23 protein-coding genes are annotated in these 19,704 nt (G+C 43.3%); 22 read left to right on the top strand and 1 reads right to left on the bottom strand.

The genetic code is table 11. From position 1 onward, the window contains the following. Positions 1–24 precede the first annotated feature (24 nt). The 17 genes from FTU03_RS02000 (at position 25) to FTU03_RS01920 (ending at position 11,999) form a co-directional block, all read left to right on the top strand. The gene (locus FTU03_RS02000; RefSeq protein WP_179992501.1) at positions 25–465 is read left to right on the top strand and encodes a hypothetical protein; all 441 of its coding nucleotides are present in this window, start codon (positions 25–27) and stop codon (positions 463–465) included. Next, positions 425–1,066, top strand: a complete 642-nt coding sequence (locus FTU03_RS01995) for a putative metallopeptidase (RefSeq protein WP_179992502.1) — start codon at positions 425–427, stop codon at positions 1,064–1,066. The genes FTU03_RS02000 and FTU03_RS01995 overlap by 41 nt, the downstream gene beginning before the upstream one ends. Before the next feature lie 47 nt (positions 1,067–1,113). Continuing rightward, a complete protein-coding gene (locus FTU03_RS01990; protein ID WP_005236588.1) occupies positions 1,114–1,578 on the top strand; it encodes a DUF2280 domain-containing protein in 465 nt (154 codons plus the stop codon). After that, positions 1,579–3,114, top strand: coding sequence for a phage terminase large subunit (gene terL / locus FTU03_RS01985; RefSeq protein ID WP_179992503.1), 1,536 nt, complete (start codon positions 1,579–1,581; stop codon positions 3,112–3,114). It abuts the gene before it with no gap. Positions 3,115–3,123: 9 nt separating this feature from the next. Further along, the gene (locus FTU03_RS01980) at positions 3,124–4,608 is read left to right on the top strand and encodes a DUF935 family protein (protein WP_179992504.1); all 1,485 of its coding nucleotides are present in this window, start codon (positions 3,124–3,126) and stop codon (positions 4,606–4,608) included. 3 nt (positions 4,609–4,611) lie between these two features. Next, positions 4,612–5,817 (top strand): phage minor head protein, encoded by a 1,206-nt coding sequence (locus FTU03_RS01975; protein ID WP_179992505.1) that lies wholly within the window; start codon positions 4,612–4,614, stop codon positions 5,815–5,817. A gap of 55 nt (positions 5,818–5,872) precedes the next feature. Beyond that, positions 5,873–6,847, top strand: a complete 975-nt coding sequence (locus FTU03_RS01970; RefSeq protein WP_179992506.1) for a hypothetical protein — start codon at positions 5,873–5,875, stop codon at positions 6,845–6,847. After that, the gene (locus FTU03_RS01965; RefSeq protein WP_179992507.1) at positions 6,844–7,230 is read left to right on the top strand and encodes a hypothetical protein; all 387 of its coding nucleotides are present in this window, start codon (positions 6,844–6,846) and stop codon (positions 7,228–7,230) included. The genes FTU03_RS01970 and FTU03_RS01965 overlap by 4 nt, the downstream gene beginning before the upstream one ends. Before the next feature lie 3 nt (positions 7,231–7,233). Beyond that, complete coding sequence (locus FTU03_RS01960) at positions 7,234–8,307, top strand: major capsid protein (protein ID WP_005236581.1); 1,074 nt, start codon at positions 7,234–7,236, stop codon at positions 8,305–8,307. Between the two features lie 10 nt (positions 8,308–8,317). Further along, positions 8,318–8,677 carry a hypothetical protein gene (locus FTU03_RS01955; protein ID WP_179992508.1) on the top strand — a complete coding sequence of 120 codons (360 nt, stop codon included), beginning with the start codon at positions 8,318–8,320 and terminating at the stop codon, positions 8,675–8,677. Positions 8,678–8,684: 7 nt separating this feature from the next. After that, entirely contained in the window at positions 8,685–9,128 is a 444-nt protein-coding gene (locus FTU03_RS01950) for a gp436 family protein (protein ID WP_179992556.1), read from the top strand. 7 nt (positions 9,129–9,135) lie between these two features. Then, positions 9,136–9,651: a phage virion morphogenesis protein gene (locus FTU03_RS01945; protein WP_179992509.1), complete on the top strand. Its 516-nt coding sequence runs from the start codon at positions 9,136–9,138 to the stop codon at positions 9,649–9,651. After that, a complete protein-coding gene (locus tag FTU03_RS01940) occupies positions 9,626–10,048 on the top strand; it encodes a hypothetical protein (protein ID WP_034171151.1) in 423 nt (140 codons plus the stop codon). The genes FTU03_RS01945 and FTU03_RS01940 overlap by 26 nt, the downstream gene beginning before the upstream one ends. Before the next feature lie 9 nt (positions 10,049–10,057). Continuing rightward, positions 10,058–10,228 (top strand): hypothetical protein, encoded by a 171-nt coding sequence (locus FTU03_RS01935; protein WP_179992510.1) that lies wholly within the window; start codon positions 10,058–10,060, stop codon positions 10,226–10,228. Then, positions 10,228–10,980, top strand: coding sequence for a hypothetical protein (locus FTU03_RS01930; RefSeq protein ID WP_179992511.1), 753 nt, complete (start codon positions 10,228–10,230; stop codon positions 10,978–10,980). Before FTU03_RS01935 ends, FTU03_RS01930 begins: the two co-directional genes overlap by 1 nt. Before the next feature lie 109 nt (positions 10,981–11,089). Then, positions 11,090–11,266 (top strand): hypothetical protein, encoded by a 177-nt coding sequence (locus FTU03_RS01925; protein WP_179992512.1) that lies wholly within the window; start codon positions 11,090–11,092, stop codon positions 11,264–11,266. Between the two features lie 394 nt (positions 11,267–11,660). Next, positions 11,661–11,999, top strand: a complete 339-nt coding sequence (locus tag FTU03_RS01920) for a hypothetical protein (RefSeq protein WP_179992513.1) — start codon at positions 11,661–11,663, stop codon at positions 11,997–11,999. Between the two features lie 30 nt (positions 12,000–12,029). On the opposite strand, the gene FTU03_RS01915 is transcribed toward FTU03_RS01920, so the two are convergent. Continuing rightward, the gene (locus FTU03_RS01915) at positions 12,030–12,200 is read right to left on the bottom strand and encodes a hypothetical protein (protein ID WP_179992514.1); all 171 of its coding nucleotides are present in this window, start codon (positions 12,198–12,200) and stop codon (positions 12,030–12,032) included. 499 nt (positions 12,201–12,699) lie between these two features. On the opposite strand from FTU03_RS01915, the gene FTU03_RS01910 reads away from it, so the two are divergent. The 5 genes from FTU03_RS01910 (at position 12,700) to FTU03_RS01890 (ending at position 19,701) form a co-directional block, all read left to right on the top strand. Beyond that, positions 12,700–13,260, top strand: a complete 561-nt coding sequence (locus FTU03_RS01910; protein WP_179992515.1) for a hypothetical protein — start codon at positions 12,700–12,702, stop codon at positions 13,258–13,260. A 55-nt stretch (positions 13,261–13,315) separates the two neighbouring features. Beyond that, complete coding sequence (locus FTU03_RS01905) at positions 13,316–13,735, top strand: Pmp3 family protein (protein ID WP_179992516.1); 420 nt, start codon at positions 13,316–13,318, stop codon at positions 13,733–13,735. 71 nt (positions 13,736–13,806) lie between these two features. Further along, positions 13,807–17,322: a tape measure protein gene (locus tag FTU03_RS01900; RefSeq protein WP_179992517.1), complete on the top strand. Its 3,516-nt coding sequence runs from the start codon at positions 13,807–13,809 to the stop codon at positions 17,320–17,322. Continuing rightward, positions 17,319–17,738, top strand: coding sequence for a hypothetical protein (locus FTU03_RS01895; protein WP_179992518.1), 420 nt, complete (start codon positions 17,319–17,321; stop codon positions 17,736–17,738). The genes FTU03_RS01900 and FTU03_RS01895 overlap by 4 nt, the downstream gene beginning before the upstream one ends. Then, positions 17,728–19,701 (top strand): hypothetical protein, encoded by a 1,974-nt coding sequence (locus tag FTU03_RS01890; RefSeq protein ID WP_179992519.1) that lies wholly within the window; start codon positions 17,728–17,730, stop codon positions 19,699–19,701. The genes FTU03_RS01895 and FTU03_RS01890 overlap by 11 nt, the downstream gene beginning before the upstream one ends. Positions 19,702–19,704 lie beyond the last annotated feature (3 nt).

Genomic DNA, 19,704 nt, shown 5'->3' with positions numbered 1-19,704 from the left:
GAGGTTTTTTGTTGGGTGCAGATCATGGATCCAAAACACTATAAAAAATTAACCGATAAAGGCCCAATCAAAAATAAACCTCGCAACAGACCATTACCTAAAGCCAGTGAGAAATACTTAGAAGCATTCGATCGACTCAAAGAAATTCTTGATCGGATGGAAATCAAGTACGAAGAATATTTTCATTTTAAAAGCACTAAGCACTGGCGTTTCGATTTGCACCTGGTTGGTTATCTCACATTGATTGAAATAGCGGGTGGTCCGTGGTCTGGTGGCCGTAAGGGTAAGCTGGCTACTAAAGCATGGAGCATTGATCGTTATGACCATGCTGAAGAAATGGGATATCGGTATATACGCTTTGAAGTATCTGATATCTCATCATCCAACAGGGCTATACAGTGGCTTAGAAATTTAAAGGCATCTTATGGAACAGTTCAGACCATTCCCACCGACAGATCTGATTGATCAGGCCGAGGCAGAGGAAGCTATTCGCTTGGCACCTGCACCAGAGCTTAAAGAATGGGTCGTAAAGAATTGGCTTACTTTAGGTGGTGAATTACATAACCCGGATCATGATCATATTGCCGAGCTGCTACACGACAATGAAGAGTTCCTTGCATTCGCCTGGGCTTCATCTGCCGCTCTAGCGAAAAAACGTATGGTATTGGGTCAATGTGAAAAGGTCATGTTTAACGTGGGTGGCTGGAAGAAAGCACGCCAGGAACAACAGATGCGTGACTGGTTTGGATTCGTACCTCAATATCTCATTACTGTAGATGCTACTTATTGTGAACAGGCTACAGATCGCGATTTCTGCCGGCTAATAGAACATGAGTTGTATCACATCGGTGTAGAGCGCGATGAAGATGGTGAAATCATTTATAGCGATATGACCGGACTACCTAAACATTACTTAGCTGGCCATGACGTTGAAGTGTTCTTTGGTGAGACTAAACGATGGGGAGCTGATGACTCGGTGAAACGTCTCGTTGAAATTGCCAAGAATGCGCCGTTTGTATCTGAAACAAGTATTGCTGCGTGTTGTGGGAACTGTGTCATCGGTTAAATTTTTTTGCCTACTTTGCATGACGTAGCATGACAAAAGGGGGATTTATGGCAGCACTTAAAGAGCCTGTAAAAATATTTATTGTTCAAGCTCTTGCATGCCGTGATACCCCTCAAGAAGTTGCGGAGTTGGTCAAGCAAGAGTTCAACATCGAAATCGATCGTCGTCAGTGTGAAAACTATGACCCGACTAAATATGCAGGTCGCAATCTCGGGAAAAAACTTGCAGATCTATTCAATCAGACTCGTAAGAAATTTGATGAAGGTTTGATAGATATTCCAATTGCCAGTAAGTATTACCGGCTTAAGCAATATCAGAAGCAACTTGAAAAAACCAAGAATGCAAAATTAGCTCTTAAGATTCTTGAACAGGCTGCTAAGGATGTAGGTGGTCAATTCACTAACCGACAAGAAATTACTGGTAAAGATGGTGAAGCATTACAGACAACAGTTGTTCATGCCACTCAAGAACAAGTTGAAGCTGCAGTGAAGAAGGCCCAAGAGGAATATTAAATGGATCTGCAAACACAGGTTGAAAAAAAGCTGTGTGAAGATGAGCATTTATATTTCACCCGGCGATTCTTTAAGCCCCGTATGGGTTTTAAATTCACGGTGAATTGGCACCATGTTTATATCTCATGGATTATTGATCAGGTAATTGCGGGTGAGATAGCAAACGTCGTCATTAATGTTCCACCAGGTGCTGGTAAGACTGAACTGACAACCAACCTAATTCCACGTGGACTGGCTTTAAATGCACGATCTCGATTCTTGTATCTATCTTTTTCTCAGTCACTGGTCGAAGGCGTATCAGATACAGCGCGTGACATTGTGAAGTCGAAAGACTATCGATTGATGTGGGATTTAACGGTCTCCAATAGTACTGACTCCAAGAAAGAATGGAAGATTACGGTTGAGGACTATGATGTTGGCCATGTGTATGTTGCCTCCATGGGTGGACAGGTAACAGGACGGCGCGCAGGGACACTGGCTGATGATGGCTTTACAGGTTGTATCATCATTGATGACCCATTAAAGCCAGAAGATGCTTTCAGTAAGATCAAACGAGATGCCGCCAATCGCAAGTTACTTAATACGGTGAACTCACGTAAGGCCAAGTCTGATACGCCGATCATCATGATCATGCAGCGTCTTCACACTGAGGATCCAACCAACTTTGTCATGACAGGTAATCTACCTGGTGAATGGACTCAAATATCCATCCCAGCACTGATTGATGATAAGTACATTGCAACCTTGCCAAAGCATATTCAAAAGCTGGTACCGCGAGATGCTGAGCGTGATGAGCAAGGCCGCCAAAGTTACTGGCCAAAGAAAGAATCGCTTCAATCCTTATTACAACTTGAAAAGGGTGGCAAGGATAAAGAAGGTGCCACGGTATCCCGTTATACATTCTCTAGTCAGTACATGCAGCAGCCTAAGAAATTAGGCGGTGACTTAATCAAGTCTGAATGGTTTGGATTCTATAAAGACATTCCAGAGCTTCAGTGGCGCGCCGTCCTTGTCGATACCGCTCAAAAGACCAAAGAGCACAATGACTATTCCGTATTCCTACTTGTAGGCATGGGGATCGATGGAAAGCTGTACTTGCTAGATCTCTTGCGCGGTAAGTGGGAAGCACCAGAACTGAATCGTCAGGCTAAAGCCTTTCTGGATAAGCACAAGGAATACACCTGGCATACCAAACCTATCCGCTACATGAAAGTAGAAGATAAAGCGTCTGGTACTCAGTTGATCCAAACACTCGGCACTTACTCTGGTGTCGCTGTGATTCCAGTCCAACGTAATACAGACAAGCTATCCCGTTTCATGGATGTGCAGGTCCATCTCGAAGCAAACTATAAGGATAAACCGGAAGATCGTTTTGTGATGGTACCTAAAGATGCTCATTGGGTCGGTGAATTCTTTGAAGAATGTGAAGCATTCAATGCGGCATTTACCCATGATCATGATGACCAAGTAGATACGCTGATTGATGCGATTGAAGATGCAGTAATTGCGATTAATTACAGCCCTCCGGCTGCATAAGGTTAAGTTATGTCTAAGAAAAGGAAAAAACCTGAGAATGCAAAACCTGAAGCTGGTGCACTGTATTCTCATGAAGCTGAACAGGCTTTAATCAGTTATCTGACCAAGATGCCAGACGGCGATGAAGTGCTGCGAAAAGCTGGCGTTACCCGCCCACGTTTAAAAGTCATGATGTATGACGATGAGATTTATCAGGCCATTGAAAAACGCCAGGATAAACTTGAGAGCGCATCATGGCGTGTAGAGCCGATGGACCGACCGGAATCTAAAATCATTATGGAGCATTTACGTGAGTGGTGGTCTGAGATTCTCTTGGGTGCGCAGAATGCTCGCTGGTACGGATATTCTGTATTAGAGGCAATCTATACCAAGCCTGAGGAACCGAGCCTACATATTGATGGCAATACCATTACGCCGTTTATTGGTTTTAAGTGGATTGGTGAAAAGCCAATGCAATGGTATGAGCCTAAGAATGATGGTCGTCTGATGCTGCTGGCTAACTACAACACGACTCGACAGCATCAGGAAGTAGACCAGCGCTTCAAACACTTTTTGACACGTTGTAAATCTACTTATGAGAATCCATTAGGTGAGGCTCTTTTAAGTCGACTGTACTGGGTCTGGTTCTTCAAAACGTCTGGCTTTAAGTTCTGGGCTAAGTTTGTTGAAAAGTTTGGCTTGCCAATGCTGGTTGGTAAAACTGCCGGCAAGACGACAGATATGCGTGATGCGCTACTTAGAGCGCATGCAAGCTCAGTGATTGCTTTAAGTGGAACAGATTCGGTAGAAATCCAAACAGCCAATACCAATGGCAACGCATCACAGACTTTCGAAGCCTTCGACAAGAACCTTGAGCGCCGTATTCAAAAGGTGATTCTGGGTCAAACTCTAACCAGTGGTACCGATGGCGCAGGTTCGCGAGCTTTAGGTGATGTGCATCTTGAAGTGCAAAACTCAAAGTATAAAGCTGATGTACGAATGATCATGCCAACGATTCAAGCCATTATTAACGCGTTATGTGATCTCAATGGCTGGGAACGTCATCGGGTCATCATTGGTGAAGAGAAATCACTGGAAGAGCCTAAAGCGGATCGTGATGTGAAGCTTAAAAATGCTGGTGCAGTCTTAACGCCACAATACTTTAAGCGTGAATATGGTCTGGAAGATGGTGATGTGATTGAACAGCCTCAAACTGGCTTCAATCAATTCACTGCATTACCTCGCCAGGCATTCAACTTCAAGGCGACAGCAAATAAGCTCTCACCGGAACAGCAAGAAGTTGAAGAACTGACTGATGGCCAAGATGAATTTCAGTTACTGAAACCAGATCAGGTCAAGGAATTAATATTCAAGTCTGATAGCCCTGAAAGTCTGGCTTATAACCTGATGCAATTAATACCTGGTGCAACTCAGACCCAGTTCAAAGCTAATCTGGATCAGGCTTTATATGCTGCAGATGTGTTGGGGTATGTGACGGCTCAAAACGGGAAGTAAGCTATGCAACCAGTCACGTTTCTTGAGGCGCTTCGGTACGCTCACAGTAAAAAGATCGTGCTACCTGATGAGTTCTATTCAATGGACCTTAAGACCCGACAGATGGCGACTACGGTTAGCTTTCTATCGAGTCTTGAGCAGATTGAAACGGTCATCAAGGCAGTGAATAAATCCATTGCCGACGGCGGTACCTTTAAGGATTTTCAGAAGCTAATTGAAGAATCTGAAATCATTCTGCCAAAGCACTACCTGGACAATGTGTTCCGTACCAATATCCAAAGTGCTTATGGACATGGACGATGGCAACAACAGCAAAGGAATAAGGCTAAACGACCTTACCTGATGTACTCAGCTATCGATGATAGTCGGGTGCGTCCTAGTCATTTAGCTTTGAACCGGATTGTTCGTCACATTGATGATCCATTCTGGCTGACACATTACCCTCCCACAGGTTTCCGCTGTCGGTGCACATGCATAGCATTAACTGAGAAACAGGCGCTGAAATACGGTATTACGCCAGATGATCAGTTGCCAGAAGTAGCTGAGGCTTTGGATTGGTCATCACATCCATTGCAGTTTGGTGAACTTGAATCACTGGTGGATAAAAAGATCAGTACTTCAAGTCTAGATAAGGAATATCTCCTTGAGCAGAAAGAAGTCATTAAGGCTGAATGGACGGCGAGTAAAAAGCTCACCAGTCTGTTTGCTCCAATGGATGATAAGACTCGGGAGCTATTCGACACAGTGGCCAATACCGTTATTCCTCTTGATCCCAGCATTCGACCAAGTGCGATTCGTACTTTTCTGGATTATGTGCAGGGCAATGATGCTCCACTGACTGGCTATTTAAACTCTGCCACAAGCTCTCTGGCCGATGATGTACTTAAGCGCTGGCTGAGTACCGACATGGCAGCGATTCAAACTGTGGCAAGCAATACGGCTTCTACCGTAGTAGGTGCTGTAACTCTTAATCAAGTAGCGGCTTATCAAGTCGGGCAAACAGTTCAATTTAATGCGCCGTTGCTTATGGCTGAAAGTGCAGGTGATATCGTGATCAAGATTGAAAATGCGAAAGGTCTTGGTATCGATCTGGATATGCTAAATGCTGGAAATGGCGTGCTGATGCCGATGGGATTATCTTTTGAAGTAGTTTCGATTGAAACGGTTGAAGGGCGGGTGGTTTATACGCTAAGGCCATTATTAAACTAAAACGATTTTTGTAATTGACCGTCCGAAAGGGCGGTTTTTTTATGGAGCATGAAAAATGCCAAAAGAAGAGGAACATAAGCCGAATCAGTATTGCTTCCAGGTCGGTAACTTAAATGTCGATCAAGCTGAAGATGGCAAGAAGAAGCGGACTTTCTCCGGTGTTGCATACAGTGGTGAAGTTATTACCGATCATTGGTATTGGGATCGAATCATCTTTGATCTTGATTCTATGCAAATTAAAGGCCGAATCCCTGCGTTACTGGATCACTCAACCCGGCAACGTGCTGGAGCCATCAATAGCCACAGCATTGATCACCAGAACGGCCTAACAGTTTCAGGCGATCTAATGAGTAATGAATTTGGTACTCAGGTTGCTCAGGACTCTGACGATGGCTTTCCATGGCAGATGTCAGTGCGAATTGAACCCTCTGCAGTCGAAGAAATCCAAGCGGGTGCATCAGTCACTGTAAATGGAAAAGTGCATCAAGGGCCTATCACGGTTTTCCGTGGTGGTCGTATTCGTGAGGTGTCTTTCTGTGCTTTGGGTGCGGATGACAATACAAACGCAGTGGCAGCAAGTCACTCTCCAAAACAATTTAATCAACCAGAGGACACAGACGTGACCGAATTAGAAAAGGCTCAGGCCAAAATTACCGAATTGGAAGGTCAGGTGAATACTCTGACTGAACAAAACAAACAATTCGCAGCAGCAAAACGTGAAGCTGAAATCACTGCATTAGGTAAAGACCTGGGCAAAGAATTCAGCGCTGAAGATATTGAAGAAATGAAAAAGCTTGATGATGGTGCATTTGCATTCTCAGCTAAGCAACTTCGCCAATTTTCTGCAGGTAGCCAGCAGCCACCAGCTACACCACAAACACAACAAACACCAAGTGTGAATCCGGCATTTGCTCACTTGTTCACTCATCAAGCCAATCCGGGGCAAGGTGGTCAAGCTCCACAAGGCTCGGCTTTAGATCAGGCATTTAATCAGTTTGTAGCAGCACAGCAACAAGGAGCTAAATCATGAGCCAAGTCGTAACAGGAACTATTGAAAATAAACAGCTTGTAGTCGGTGACGGTGTACGTACAGAAAATGCCAAAGTAAAAACTGCTACAGCATATAAGCGCGGCGATTTACTTAACGTGGATGCCAATAACGTTGCTGGTCATCCTGTTGTCACTGAAGGTGTAGTAGGTGAATGGAATGCAATTGCTGTTTCGGATTTCACTGCAGCGCAATCTACTTACCATGCGGCTAATAATCTTGAAATGCCGATCTACGTGCAAGGCCCATTTGATATTGCAGTAGTTACAGTGAATGGAACACCTCTGACTACTGCTCAATATGATGCAGTACGTGCACAAGCATTAAAAAACAAAATCGAACTTCGTAAAGTTGTGGGGAACTAAGACATGAGTCAAACTTTTACATTTCAAAATGCACCAGTGGAATTGCTGGATGTGCCACAGCTGGTATTACTGACTGATACCACTCAAAAGGTAGATACCTGGCTGATGGACCGCTTTTTCCCTCAGCGTGTTTCATACACTAAAAAAGAAGTTCCAGTAGGTGAGCTAAATACAGCGACTCCACTTGCGCCGTTTGTTACTCCGACTGCAGCTGGACGTCAGATTAAAGTAGGTGAATCTGGTAACGTGAAATTCGTTAAGCCAGCTTATCTGAAACCAATGATGACAGTCATGCCAAGTGAAGTGCAAAACACTGCTCTGATCGCACGCTTACGTCAGTTTGGTGTGATTGCGACTGGCTCAAATCGCTTGTCTGATGCAGATCTACTACTGATTGATCAGGCTCAAAAAGCATTGTATCTGCGTCAGTCTATCGAAAACCGAAAGCTATTAATTGCTCGTGATGTGCTTCTCTACGGTAAAACCACTTTTGCTTCTGCAGACTTCCCGATGTATGAAGTAGATTATGAACGTAATGCAGCATGTAACTTTACGCCGTTGATCAAATGGGGCCAAGCAGGTGCTACTCCAGTCAAAGATATTCAAGCGATGATTGATCTTTCTGTTGAGCATGCTGGTACATCACCAATCATGGCCTTAACTACGTCAAAAGTGTATAACACGCTGATTAAAGATCCTGAGTTTAAGGAAAAGTTCATTGCTCCATATGCGGGTGTGAGTGTTCCACTTACTCCAACCTTTGATCAATCCGATAAACCCCAATTCCGCGGTACCATCGATAACCTAGAAATCTGGACCTATGATGCTAAACACAGCATGAATGGAAGTGTTGAGCGTTTCATTCCAGAAGATTTCTTTGGGCTGGTTTCTGATGCTAATGGTTGGATTGCTCACTGTGCATTGCAAAACGTTGAGGCATTTGGCCAAGCTCTAGAATTCTATTTAAGCCAATGGCAGGAAAAGAACCCTTCAAGCATTCAACTACTAGCTGAATCATCTCCACTTGCTGTTCCTAATAACAAGAACGGTTTAGTCGGTGGACGTGGATTTGTATAAGGAGATCAAAATGCCAAAGTACATTGCAAAACAATCGATCGGACACTTCCGTCCAGGTCAGGAAATTGAGGGGCTTGAAGCTAAACAACTTCAGGCCCTTTTAGCATCTGGGGCTATTGAAGAATATCAAGAGCTGGAAGAACCTAAGGCAGATGGTACCGCTGCACGCTTGGCTGAGCTTGAAAAGGCCAATACTGAGCTGACAGCAGCCAATGAAGCCTTAACTAAAGCTAATCAGACAGCAACTGTCGAAAAGGCTAAAGCTGAGCAAGAAATTGCTGAGCTCAAAGCCAAGGTGGCTGAGCTTGAAAAGGTGAAACCTGCTGCTAAACCTAAAGCCGGTGATAAGCCAGCGGATGAAACCAAGTAGGTGGTCTATGTATGCGACTAAAGCTGATTTAGTCGCTCGATTTGGTGAAAATGTACTTAACCTTGCACTCATGTTTCCTGCTGATGCTCCAGATCCATTAGAGACGGCATTGCAAGATGCTTGTGAGGAAGTGGACGGATATCTAGCAGTACGCTACCCATTACCCTTGCCAAATGTGCCGAACAATTTAAAGCGAATAGTGTGTGAAATTGCTCGCTATAAACTTTATTTTGAAGAGGCACCTGAAGCTACCGAAGTCCGCTACAGGATGGCGATAGATTTCTTGAAAGGGGTACGGGATGGCAAAAACTCACTGGCAATTCTAGATACCAGCAACCAAATCAGCGACGACCAACCTAAAGGACGACCTTCAACGGCGCCAGTGGGTACTTCATATACCGGTGGTGTATTTGGAGATTCTATCTTGGACCAGATGCCCAGCTTGAAGTGAGGTGCTTATGGCTTTTGCGATAACCATTCAAGCTGATAGTTCACCGATTGAAGCAATACTTAATCAATTAGGTAACTTTGAATCATTAAAGAACCAGCTGTTTGATGAGATTGGTGCTGGACTTGTGGATAGTGTGCAGCATCGTTTCTTAACAGGTACTGATGTAGATGGGAACCCGTGGAAGATTTCATGGCGTGCCAGCATGCAAGGCAGGGATGGTGTCGGGGTCGGTGAAACGCTTCGAAACACTGGCCGCCTAATGAATTCTTACACACACAATGTTCTTTCAAGCGGTGTGGAGGTGGGTACAGATGTTGCGTATGCACCCCATCTGCATTACGGCGCAACAATCCTACCCAAGAATGGGCAATACATTACATTCGCAGTCGGTGGCCAATATCGAAAGGTTAAGCAATCAGTTCTACCGCCACGGACCCAGCTCGGTATTAATGCTGAAGATGAGGTAATGATTTTGGATATTGTCGGGAGTTTTATAGATGAGCACCTTCTTCGCGGTGCGTGATGAGATTGCAGAAAAGCTGAAAGAAATTCCAGAACTTCTAAAGATCTATACGCCGTTAAACTCAGTCAGCGTAACCGAGATGTCGCAGGTTACGCCGTCAGCACACGTCAATTTCGTTCGTATTGACAAGAAAGCCAGTGCAGGTCGTGGAAGTATCAATCAGATCGGTCAGCAATGGGCAGTTACGGTTGCATGTCGTAATGCTCAATCTCAGATGACTGATGGCCGAGCGGTGAGTGATGAAGCTGGGTTGTTAACCGAAAAGGTCATTCAATTACTTTCCGGCTGGCAGCCTCAAGCATCACGTACGGCACTAGAAATGATTTCGGTTCGGGATGGGTATAGTCCAGGCTTTGCATACATCACGATTATTTTTGAATCACAAAAATTCATTTAGGAGCCATTCATGGCAAAACAATACAAAGCATTGCAGCCTGTAGGTCGCTTTCAAAAGGGTGATGTGGTCGGTGGGCTGAGTGATGCACAAATCAAAAAATTACTAGCAGATGGTGCAATTCAGGAACTACCTGAACCTAAAGCTGCTCCAGCCAAGAAAACTACAGGGGATGAAAAGTAATGGCTAAAGAATATATTTCGCTGCAAGGTAAGTTTTACCTGTCAGAACTTGTGAATGGTGTTGCTAGTGCAATGCGCCATTTGGGCAACGTGCCAGACTTTGAGTTAGAAATTGGTGCTGATGTTGTTGAGCATAAAGAATCAACATCTGGTCAGCGTACTACTGACTTCACCATGATCAACGCAACATCAGTGAATTTTACGGGAACGCTGGAAGAAACTGATCCAGAAAACCTTCAATACATCCTGTCTGGTATGAATCACGCCGTAGCGACCAGTACAGCGACAGATGTATCACTGGGTACTGTGGTGGCCGGTAAAGAAATCAAACTGGATGGTTATAACCTGAAAACGGTTTCATTCAAGGATTCAACCACTGGTACAGCTAAGACTGTTGATCCAGAGAATTACACACTGGATGCTGTATTTGGTACTGTGGTTTTCCATGATGTATCAGATCTGACCATGCCGATCTTAGCCACCTACACCACTGGTGCAGTGACTAATACCACTCTGGCATCCGACTTTGAAAAAGAGTATGAGCTTTTCTTCAAGGGCATCAATACCGCAAATGGTAAACACATGGCTGTACGTTTATGGCGTACCAAGAAGTCGCCAGAAACCACTTTCCCACTGATTCATGAAGAACTTGGTCAGTATGAAATCTCTGGTCAGGCTTTATCTGATGTAACGAAGCAAGCAGATCCGGCATTAGGCTTATATGGCCATGTTGTGACGATTCCGGCAGCGTAATAACCTCATGCAGGCACAAAGAACTCCACGGCGCTATGCGTCTTTTTTTGTGCCTGTACTTTTTATCAATGTTATAATTTAGGCAGAATTATAAGCATTGGTGAGAAGAATGAATAAACTAAATTTCGACAACATTGACCAGATACCCGTTGTACACGTAAGTGTGAAAAGTGCAGGTGACGAGACACTTATAAAATATGAATCAAATGATGAAAAGCTTCTTGAAGAAGTTGTAAGTAGGATTGATAAGAAAGTTTTTATTGTTGATGACCTTCTGCGCCACTGATAAAAGTACAAGTAGATAACCACTCTCCGGAGTGGTTTTTTAATACCTCATGTTTTGTAATATTTTGTTAGTTTAATTAGCGCTCAATAGGGCTATAAAAGATATTCAGTTAACGTTGAGAATAAAACTGCTATGACTAAAATAGAAATATTTGTCTCCATCCTAGCCGTAATAATTATTTCTACTTTTATTTATCTTGTATGTCAGTAAGTTAGTAAGCTAAGAACCGCCTTTAGGGCGGTTTTTTGATAAGTGGAAGTTCCACTTGGCTATATAGGGTCAATTTTAAAAAGACTTAAAATAGTAAAACATAACTTTACAAATCCACTCTCCCTAGGCTTTAGATAAGATTGAAAATTAATGTAAAGTGCTGCCCTTAATACATGGGGATATTATGAAAAATTTAAGCTTATTCTTTTTTATTGTGATTTTAGCTGGGTGTGGACACAAGGAATCTAACGGTCAGCATCTTGATTTAGAAACAAGCAAAAAGGAACAGCTTGAATTTGCAAAAGAAGCTACAAAAAAATTCATTCCCAACCCTGATTCGGCAAAGTTCCGCAATCAAATAAGCGAGTGTGGAGAGGTAAGCTATAAAGAAGCAGATAGTGATTATGTTCCCTTCCAGCGTTTTATTGTGCTTTCAAAGGATATAGTACTTGTAGAAAATCAGACGGATCAAAAGCAATTTGAGTTGTCATGGAAGAATGGTTGTACGCCAAGCTGGAAGTAATTAAAAAGCCCTTTAATTAAGGGCTTTCTTTTATTCACCAGATGATTCAGATTTTTGATCTTTTTTATTTCGATACTCTAAAGCAACCTGTTGTGCTTCAGCTGCGGCAGTGGCTTCTATTGGAATCGAGTCAGCTGCGATAGCCACGGTACCAGTAAATCCCATTAAAGCTAAGATTAGAATTTTCGAATACTTTTTCAATTGAATTTCCTCTACGTTTCTAAGACTTAATTTCAGTGTAGAGAATGATTTAAATCACGGATGTATCAGCTATGTCGGGATATGTAAGATATTCAGGTCTAAAGTTATAGGTTTCTAGGTTTGCGTAAGAATGCTTTTCGGTTGAAACTTTTTGTTGAGTTGCTTAACGAAATGTTTGAATGCTTCAGTAGGTAGTTACACTCTAAAGAAACTTCCCTAACTTCTAAATCTTTGTAACATCCAATAATTTTTTTGTAATCTTTATGTTATTAATTGTATGCTTTGCTTATCATATGAATGATGAAAAGTGGAGCTCCGAAAATGCTGACCAAAGCCGAAATCGTTGTTGTCGTTCTAATGATAGTAGCCTTAATTCTCATCGTTTATGAGATGGGGCAAGGTCGTAATTGGGCTTTATAGAATTCAGCCTTTATTAAAGTTAAAAGAAAAGCACCTCCGGGTGCTTTTTTAATGCCTAAAATTATCTCGAGACCCCATCATGAATGATTTTTTCTTAGCAACAAATCGCAGCATCCGGATTAATGATATCGAAGTCCGCCAGATCCAGATAAAAGACTTTGACACCTGGGCAATGCATGCTGAAGTATTGAAGAATTTCATCAAAGACCAAAATCATTCAGATGAGATTTTGACAGGATTATTTAAGGCTCATGGGGTGCAAGTCATTTCGACCATGGCATGTGTAACTGATCTGGACAATGAATCACTGGTAGAACTGGCTGCTGATGAGAAGAGTTTTAAGGAGTTGCTAAAAGCGGTACTTCTGATCAACCAGGCTTACTTCAAATACGAAAAGCCAAAACGCGGCATTAAAAAGAAAGATGACTCTACCTGGTTTGATTCATTCCAGTTTCTGGTATCAATGGGCCATCAGCATAGTGAAATCATGGAAATGACCTACGGCGCATTCCAGGGGTATGTTAAGGCAGCAAATAAGCTGTATAAGCAGGGAATTTTTAACTCTGCTATTGCTGCACGTGTAGCCCAATCCGACAAAAAAGGCTTTGAATCATTCAAGAAAGAAATGGTTTCTGATTGATCATGCATTACCCTAAAGTTATGATAGGAAAATAATAATTTAGGGAATAGGGAAAATGGCTAAAGTGGAATGTCTTGTTTGTGGACGTGTAGGCTCTGCAAAAACTAAAGGTAGTTTTGTTATAACTATCGTTTTGCTTTTTATTGGCTTGCTTCCAGGGATAATATATGAAATCTGGCGTAGATCAGGCGGTAAGGTCTGTGATTCTTGCGGCAGTCAAAATATAAGACTTTATTCACCTTTGCCTAAACAAATACAGCAATCAATCCAACAAGAAGCACAGCCAGAAGTTTTTAAAATACCAAGCAAAACCAAATTAGTCGCAAATGATATATTTTCAAATAATGCAGGTAATTTTGTAAAATTGGACGAAAATGGAGTCGAGCAAAAGAATTGCCCTGATTGTCGCGAACTAATTAGATTTGATGCGAGAAAATGTAAGCACTGCGGCTCAATCTTAGAGGAAACATCTTAAACACTTATATTTATACCCAGTGTTATACCCGCTTCGGCGGGTTTTTTATTGCCTAAAATTTAGAGGTCAGCATGTCTGGTAAAAATTTAACATTCAAATTAATCATGGATGCCGACACTAAAGGTTTTGTTGGCAATGTTAAACAGTCAGAAGATACAGTTAAATCAGTATTCAACACAATTAAGCACGAATCTGAACGATTAAAACAAGCAACTGCCGATGCTTCGAAAGAAATGGGAAATATTATCCCTAAAGGCACCAGTGAATTAGCAGACAAGCTTTCTCAGTCTCTAAATGCTGCTACTGGAATCATCAAAGATGCTGGTGATAACGCAAAATCTACAGCAGGAAACTTTGCAGATTTTGGCAATAAGGCTGAAAAAGCATTAGGCCAACTTAAGAGTGATTTAGTTCAAGCCAAACGAAACCTTGAGTCATTTTCCAAAACCAGTGCTTCACCTGCAGATATTGAAAAAGCACAGGTTCAAGTCGATCAGTTAGAAAAAGAAGTACAGCAGACTGATCAGGCATTTAATAATTTTCAAGCTGAAGTAGGTAAAGCCAACAACAGCTTAAGAGAAACAGACATAGCAGCTCAGACAGCGCAAAAAGGTATTGATGGCGCTAAATTTGCTGTTAACACACTTGTGGGCGCATTAACTGCTCTTGGTATAGGTTTGGGTATTCGTGAGCTTGCGGAAGCCGCCGACTCATACACTAACCTCTCTGTTCGTATTCAGATTGCCACTCGTGAAGGCGGTGATTTTACATCGGCCATGGCTGGCGTTCATCAGGTCGCATTAGCAACAAACTCAAGTTTGGATGCTACAGCAGGCTTATTTGCCCGATTGAATACAGTCGGTAAAGAAATGGGGATGACGCAGCAACAAGCGTTAGACCTTACTAAAACAGTGACCCAAGCGATTCAGATTGGTGGTGGATCAGCACAAGCAAGTGAAGCAGCAATCACTCAGTTTATTCAAGCAATGCAAGGCGGTGTTCTTCGCGGTGAAGAATTCAACTCCATTATGGAAAATGGCTATGGTCTTGCTGAAGCATTAGCTAAAGGGTTGGGAGTCACTACCGGCGAACTTCGCAAGATGGCTGAAAATGGGGAGCTTACCTCTGAAAGAGTTGTTAAAGCTGTTCAAAGCCAAGCCACACAGATCCAAGAAACTTACAACCAATTTCCCACCACTATCAGCAATGCCTTGCAGAAGATATCAACGCAGTGGCAAATCCTGATTGGTGAGATGGATCAAGCCAATGGATCAAGCGCGACGGTAGCAAATGCTCTATCAATTATTGCTGATAATCTTGGAATTTTAAAAGTATTCTTTGATGATGTGGCTGAAGGTGTTGGATGGTTTCAAGACAAGCTCTCTGAAATCGATCCATCTACAATTGAGGCTATTAGAAGCACTTTATCTGCTGTATATGACACGATTAAAACTGTCATTTCAGGCATGGCAGGAATCGCTGAAACCGCCTGGAGTGCCTTCACATCTACCTTGGATGCAATCGCCCCGCTATTTAACGCAATTATGGGTGGTAAGGAAGAGGTTAGCGGCTTAACAACCTTATTTAACGTTTTTAAAATTGCACTTGGTGTAGTTTCTGATGCTGCCACGGGATTAAATATTGGTCTTAAATTACTACTTGCAGGTATTCAATTTATCGCTGGTGGTATTTACTCTTTAAGTGCTGCAGTGCTCGATTTTCTGGGTTTTGATGACCTAGCTGCTCAAGCTCAAAATGCCTCAGATGCGCTTTTTAGACAGGCGGAAAAAAATGGACGAGAAGCCAATAGACTGGCACTTGAGAGCAAATCAGCTACACAAGAAGCAATCAATGATATACGGCAGACTGAAGAAGAGGCCAATAAAGAACGTATTGCCGAAGCACAAAAAACTCTTACTGAATTAAAAGCTCAGGAGGAAAAGCACAAAGCTGATTACAAGGCTATCAGTGATGAGCGTATCAAATTAGAGCAGCAACTTTTTGAGGCACGTAAGACCGGTAATCAAGCTTCGATTGATTTGGCTACTAAGGGATTGGCCGAGCTTGATGCTAAGGAAAAAGCTTATCAGGCTGAAAGTCAAAAAATTACAGATGCCAAAATCCAAGCCGCTCAAGACTGGGTAAATGCACAGCTAACAGCAATTGATGGTACGCAAAAAGCAGCCGATGCAGCGACTCAAAAAACATTACAAACAACTCTGGCTGCTCAAGGTTTAAAACTTGAGTTTGATAGCACTGGCAAGGCAATTGTTAAGGCTATGGATGACGGTGCTAAGGCTACTGAGGGCACAGCTAACGCAGCTGACAAAGCGCGAAAAGCTGCAACAGCCTTAGGCATGGATCTGGACGTTTCCTTAAATCGTGTCTCTGAAAAGTTCGCTGAAAATGGCAAAAATGTTACTACCTTTGCGGCCGGCCTTGAGGAGCTTGGGGTTAAGGGCAAGCAAGCTGGTAATGTTACCTATGAAGCCTGGTTGACATGGCTGCAAACGGCCAAAAGCCAGGCCGAAATTGATATGGCCAAAGCCAAGCTTCAGGAGTTCGGTACTCAAGGACAAATTTCAACATCTCAGGTAGAGCAAGGCCTCATTGCTATCAAAATGCAGGCTCAAGGATTACCAGATGATATTGATCCGGTTACTGAAGCATTTAAGCGATTAGGCATTCAAACCAAAGAGCAATTAAAGCTGGCCGCCCAGCAAGCTTTGATGGACTACATCACAATTCGGGATAGCGGTAAGGCTACCGCTGAAGGAATTGAAAAAGCATATCAAAAAGCTGCTCAGTCTGCGGCAGCTTCAGGGGATGCTGGAAGAATTGCTGCAGTAAATGCAATGAATGCCGGACGTAATCTTGAAGTGCAGATTGATGACACTGGTAAAGCCGTTGTTAAAACCATGGATGATTGGTCTAAATCCAATGACCGTGTTAAAGACTCTGCACGTGGAATTGCTGATGGATATCGCCATGCTGGCCAGATTGCACGTGAGGAGGCTAAGTCTTCAACTGAAGCCTGGGCAGAAGCGGTTGATGCTGCCTCGGCTGAATTTGATAAGGCAATGAAGCAGCAAAGCAAGGCGCTGGGTAGCTTGGATGACTATGACTCCTACAGTAAATCCGATGTTGTCTCTATGCTGAAATCCAAGGGCTATGATGATAAGCAGGCTCAAAAACTGGCTGGTAATATCTGGTCTAAGGCGATGGCAGCGGATCGTGATGCCAAGATGGAAAGCTACGGTCGCGGCGGTGGAGCAATGAGTACTTTAGTCAGAGGTATGTTTGACCAGGCGGCAGCTAAAGGGGTTACCACCCAACACGGAACCAACAAGATCAATGAATTGCTCCGCAGTATCAATGTGGCTTCAACTGGCTCCAATAGTCTGAATGACTATGCGCCGTCGATTCCTTCTACTCCGTCTGTCAGAGACACCAATCAGCCTACCAAGGAAGTTACATACAACTTTGACTTCAATGGTAAGCAGATGAAATTTAGCGGGCCTGCTGGACAGGAATCCTTAATGAATGAACTTGTTAATCAATTAAAAATACAGGCGAAATCAACATGAAATTAATTCGCTTAGCAACATCAGAAACCGTCCCATTAGAGGACGGTTTTTTATGGCCTGATGAATTCTCATGGAAGGCCATTGAGCAGACCCAAGACTACGCCATGGATGGGACTTTAATCATTCAGGAAGGCAAAAAGAAGTCTGGTCGGCCTATTACTTTACAGCCAGCAGATCAGGAAATGGGCTGGATCAAGCTGCGTGAACTGCGGACTGTTTTGGAATGGTCCAAGCTGCAAGGTGAAAATTTCAGACTGCAGTTTGAACAACCACATGACAACCGAGAATTCATAGTCAAATTCAACCATCAGGATGGGGCTTTAGAGGCTGCACCGGTAAAAGGAATTCCAGCGGTATCACTGGATGATTATTTTAATGTGAGCTTACGCTTTACGGAGTTAGACGATGGCGATTGAAACCAAGGATTTAGTGATTTACAAGTCTGAACGCTTGACAGATAACTCTGATGGTGGTGGCAAGTATTCCGGTGTGGTGGTTCAGGATGGTATCAGCAATAACCTGTTCAATGACGTATCGGAAATGGATCGCACTATGGGCGATGTATCCATGCGCAAGATCTTTCCTGCTGTCACCACTGAAGACACTGATCTATTAATGGGTGCAACGGTTTTTGTATCTGAGCTACCAGAAGATCCAAACGTATCGGCACTGCTATTTAGTACCAAAAACTGGACTGATGAACGCCAGTCTGCCCAGAACCGCGTAGAAAACTATCTGGCAAAAGGTGGTCAAATTGCTGGTACACCACTTGATACACACTGGCAGGGTATGTCATCACTACAGGTGGCTATGTTCCCACAAGAGGTTGAATCATCCGTTGGGGATACGATTGTCCTGATCAGTGATGAAGGTAAAGCTTTAGAGCGTGAACAGTATGTTCGCATCACAAAAGTTGAGACTCGCACTGCCATTATGGTAGTGGATGGCAAAAACGTGGAATACAAGATTGCTACTTACTCACTCAATGATGCTTTAGAGGTTGACTTTGTTGGCTTATCAGCACGCCAGTGGTATCAAGGAGCAGCATCGAAGACTATCATCCGAGATTCCATTGTGGCCGATACCGGTCTTTATTACTCATCCACTGAATTGGTTTCTGATGCAAATGTGGGTGAATTCACAGTAAATGCCAAAAGTATATTTGCGCAATTGATTCCATCAGCACAGACAGAAACACCCATCATTGATGTAAACGCTGCGGGTGAGAGTGTAGTGCTGGCTGCAGGTAATGAAGGCACCATTACAGCCAGTTATCCAAATATGGTAATTGGTGTCAGTCAGAACCTATATATCGGCTCAGCTGTGATTCCTTCCAGTATTTCTTTCACGATGCAAGGTCAGCAGATTACCGATCAGGGTGGTTTACTCAAGAATACGCAAGGCACACAAGTTGGCACGATTGATTATCAACGTGGATTAATTCAGTGGACTGCGGCAGCACCGGCTGGAACCGCAAGTCTGAATATTACATTTAAACCAGCAGCTGCACCGAATCAGTATTACCAAAGCCATGCCATTCCGGTAACTCAAAATAATCAAAGTACTAACTGGACTGGAGTGTTAATTCCTATTCCGGCACCTGGTGCACTGTCCATTTCCTACATGTCGCAAGGCAAGTTCTATGAACTTAAAGATGATGGCTCGGGGCAGTTAAAAGCTTCGAGCCCATCTTTTGGTTCGGGCATGATCAACTATGAGACCGGTTCGTGGTTATTGACCACAGGTGCTTTGCCAGATGTAGATACGCCGATCCTGCTGAACTGGGGTACACCAATTGTCACTTTCGTACGCTCCAATTTAAGTGTGGAAAAAGCTGCATTTGATTTTGATTTAGGTCGACCAGGTGTTTTGCCGGGTATCACGATTAACTGGGCCCTAGAAGGTGAAGAGAAAACAGCAACCTCCAATGCCCAGGGCAAATTTACCGGTGATGCAACTGGTGAAATTAATTATGCAACCGGTATCGGCAAGATCATTCCAAATAAGTTGCCACAAAAAGGGACAGTTTTTAATGTCACCTATAACTATGGGACTGCATTGGTTCAAGCCAAAAATGGGATTTCACCTGATGCAAATCAAAAGCTGACATTCACTATTGGTACCGGATCATCTATTCAACCCAACAGTGTGGAATTAAGAATCCCGGTTAAAAGCAGTGATGGGGGGGTGGCAGGCTTTGTTATGCTGACAGATGTGCCTGTGAGTGCATCGATTGGAAATCTAGTCAATGAGCGTGGTCAAGTACAAGGTTCAATTACATACGCTACCGGTGCGGTTGAAGTTACACCTCAGGGCGTGGGTCATCGTTTCAAATCCACGTTTACACCTTATGAGATGGCCACTTATGCCGCAGCATAGAGA

The organism is Acinetobacter sp. YH12046 (assembly GCF_013419905.1).
Taxonomy (GTDB): Bacteria; Pseudomonadota; Gammaproteobacteria; order Pseudomonadales; family Moraxellaceae; genus Acinetobacter.
This window is presented reverse-complemented; position numbering and strand designations above follow the sequence as displayed.

Excerpts from the sequence above, each read along its gene's own strand:
- FTU03_RS01980 (WP_179992504.1), top strand. The coding sequence starts at position 3,124 with ATGTCTAAGAAAAGGAAAAAACCTGAGAATGCAAAACCTGAAGCTGGT.
- FTU03_RS01895 (WP_179992518.1), top strand. The coding sequence starts at position 17,319 with ATGAAATTAATTCGCTTAGCAACATCAGAAACCGTCCCATTAGAGGAC.
- FTU03_RS01995 (WP_179992502.1), top strand. The coding sequence starts at position 425 with ATGGAACAGTTCAGACCATTCCCACCGACAGATCTGATTGATCAGGCC.
- terL (WP_179992503.1), top strand. The coding sequence starts at position 1,579 with ATGGATCTGCAAACACAGGTTGAAAAAAAGCTGTGTGAAGATGAGCAT.
- FTU03_RS01990 (WP_005236588.1), top strand. The coding sequence starts at position 1,114 with ATGGCAGCACTTAAAGAGCCTGTAAAAATATTTATTGTTCAAGCTCTT.
- FTU03_RS01905 (WP_179992516.1), top strand. The coding sequence starts at position 13,316 with ATGGCTAAAGTGGAATGTCTTGTTTGTGGACGTGTAGGCTCTGCAAAA.
- FTU03_RS01940 (WP_034171151.1), top strand. The coding sequence starts at position 9,626 with ATGAGCACCTTCTTCGCGGTGCGTGATGAGATTGCAGAAAAGCTGAAA.
- FTU03_RS01910 (WP_179992515.1), top strand. The coding sequence starts at position 12,700 with ATGAATGATTTTTTCTTAGCAACAAATCGCAGCATCCGGATTAATGAT.
- FTU03_RS01925 (WP_179992512.1), top strand. The coding sequence starts at position 11,090 with ATGAATAAACTAAATTTCGACAACATTGACCAGATACCCGTTGTACAC.
- FTU03_RS01960 (WP_005236581.1), top strand. The coding sequence starts at position 7,234 with ATGAGTCAAACTTTTACATTTCAAAATGCACCAGTGGAATTGCTGGAT.
- FTU03_RS01900 (WP_179992517.1), top strand. The coding sequence starts at position 13,807 with ATGTCTGGTAAAAATTTAACATTCAAATTAATCATGGATGCCGACACT.
- FTU03_RS01950 (WP_179992556.1), top strand. The coding sequence starts at position 8,685 with ATGTATGCGACTAAAGCTGATTTAGTCGCTCGATTTGGTGAAAATGTA.
- FTU03_RS01965 (WP_179992507.1), top strand. The coding sequence starts at position 6,844 with ATGAGCCAAGTCGTAACAGGAACTATTGAAAATAAACAGCTTGTAGTC.
- FTU03_RS01930 (WP_179992511.1), top strand. The coding sequence starts at position 10,228 with ATGGCTAAAGAATATATTTCGCTGCAAGGTAAGTTTTACCTGTCAGAA.
- FTU03_RS01970 (WP_179992506.1), top strand. The coding sequence starts at position 5,873 with ATGCCAAAAGAAGAGGAACATAAGCCGAATCAGTATTGCTTCCAGGTC.
- FTU03_RS01975 (WP_179992505.1), top strand. The coding sequence starts at position 4,612 with ATGCAACCAGTCACGTTTCTTGAGGCGCTTCGGTACGCTCACAGTAAA.
- FTU03_RS01920 (WP_179992513.1), top strand. The coding sequence starts at position 11,661 with ATGAAAAATTTAAGCTTATTCTTTTTTATTGTGATTTTAGCTGGGTGT.
- FTU03_RS02000 (WP_179992501.1), top strand. The coding sequence starts at position 25 with ATGGATCCAAAACACTATAAAAAATTAACCGATAAAGGCCCAATCAAA.
- FTU03_RS01955 (WP_179992508.1), top strand. The coding sequence starts at position 8,318 with ATGCCAAAGTACATTGCAAAACAATCGATCGGACACTTCCGTCCAGGT.
- FTU03_RS01945 (WP_179992509.1), top strand. The coding sequence starts at position 9,136 with ATGGCTTTTGCGATAACCATTCAAGCTGATAGTTCACCGATTGAAGCA.
- FTU03_RS01935 (WP_179992510.1), top strand. The coding sequence starts at position 10,058 with ATGGCAAAACAATACAAAGCATTGCAGCCTGTAGGTCGCTTTCAAAAG.
- FTU03_RS01890 (WP_179992519.1), top strand. The coding sequence starts at position 17,728 with ATGGCGATTGAAACCAAGGATTTAGTGATTTACAAGTCTGAACGCTTG.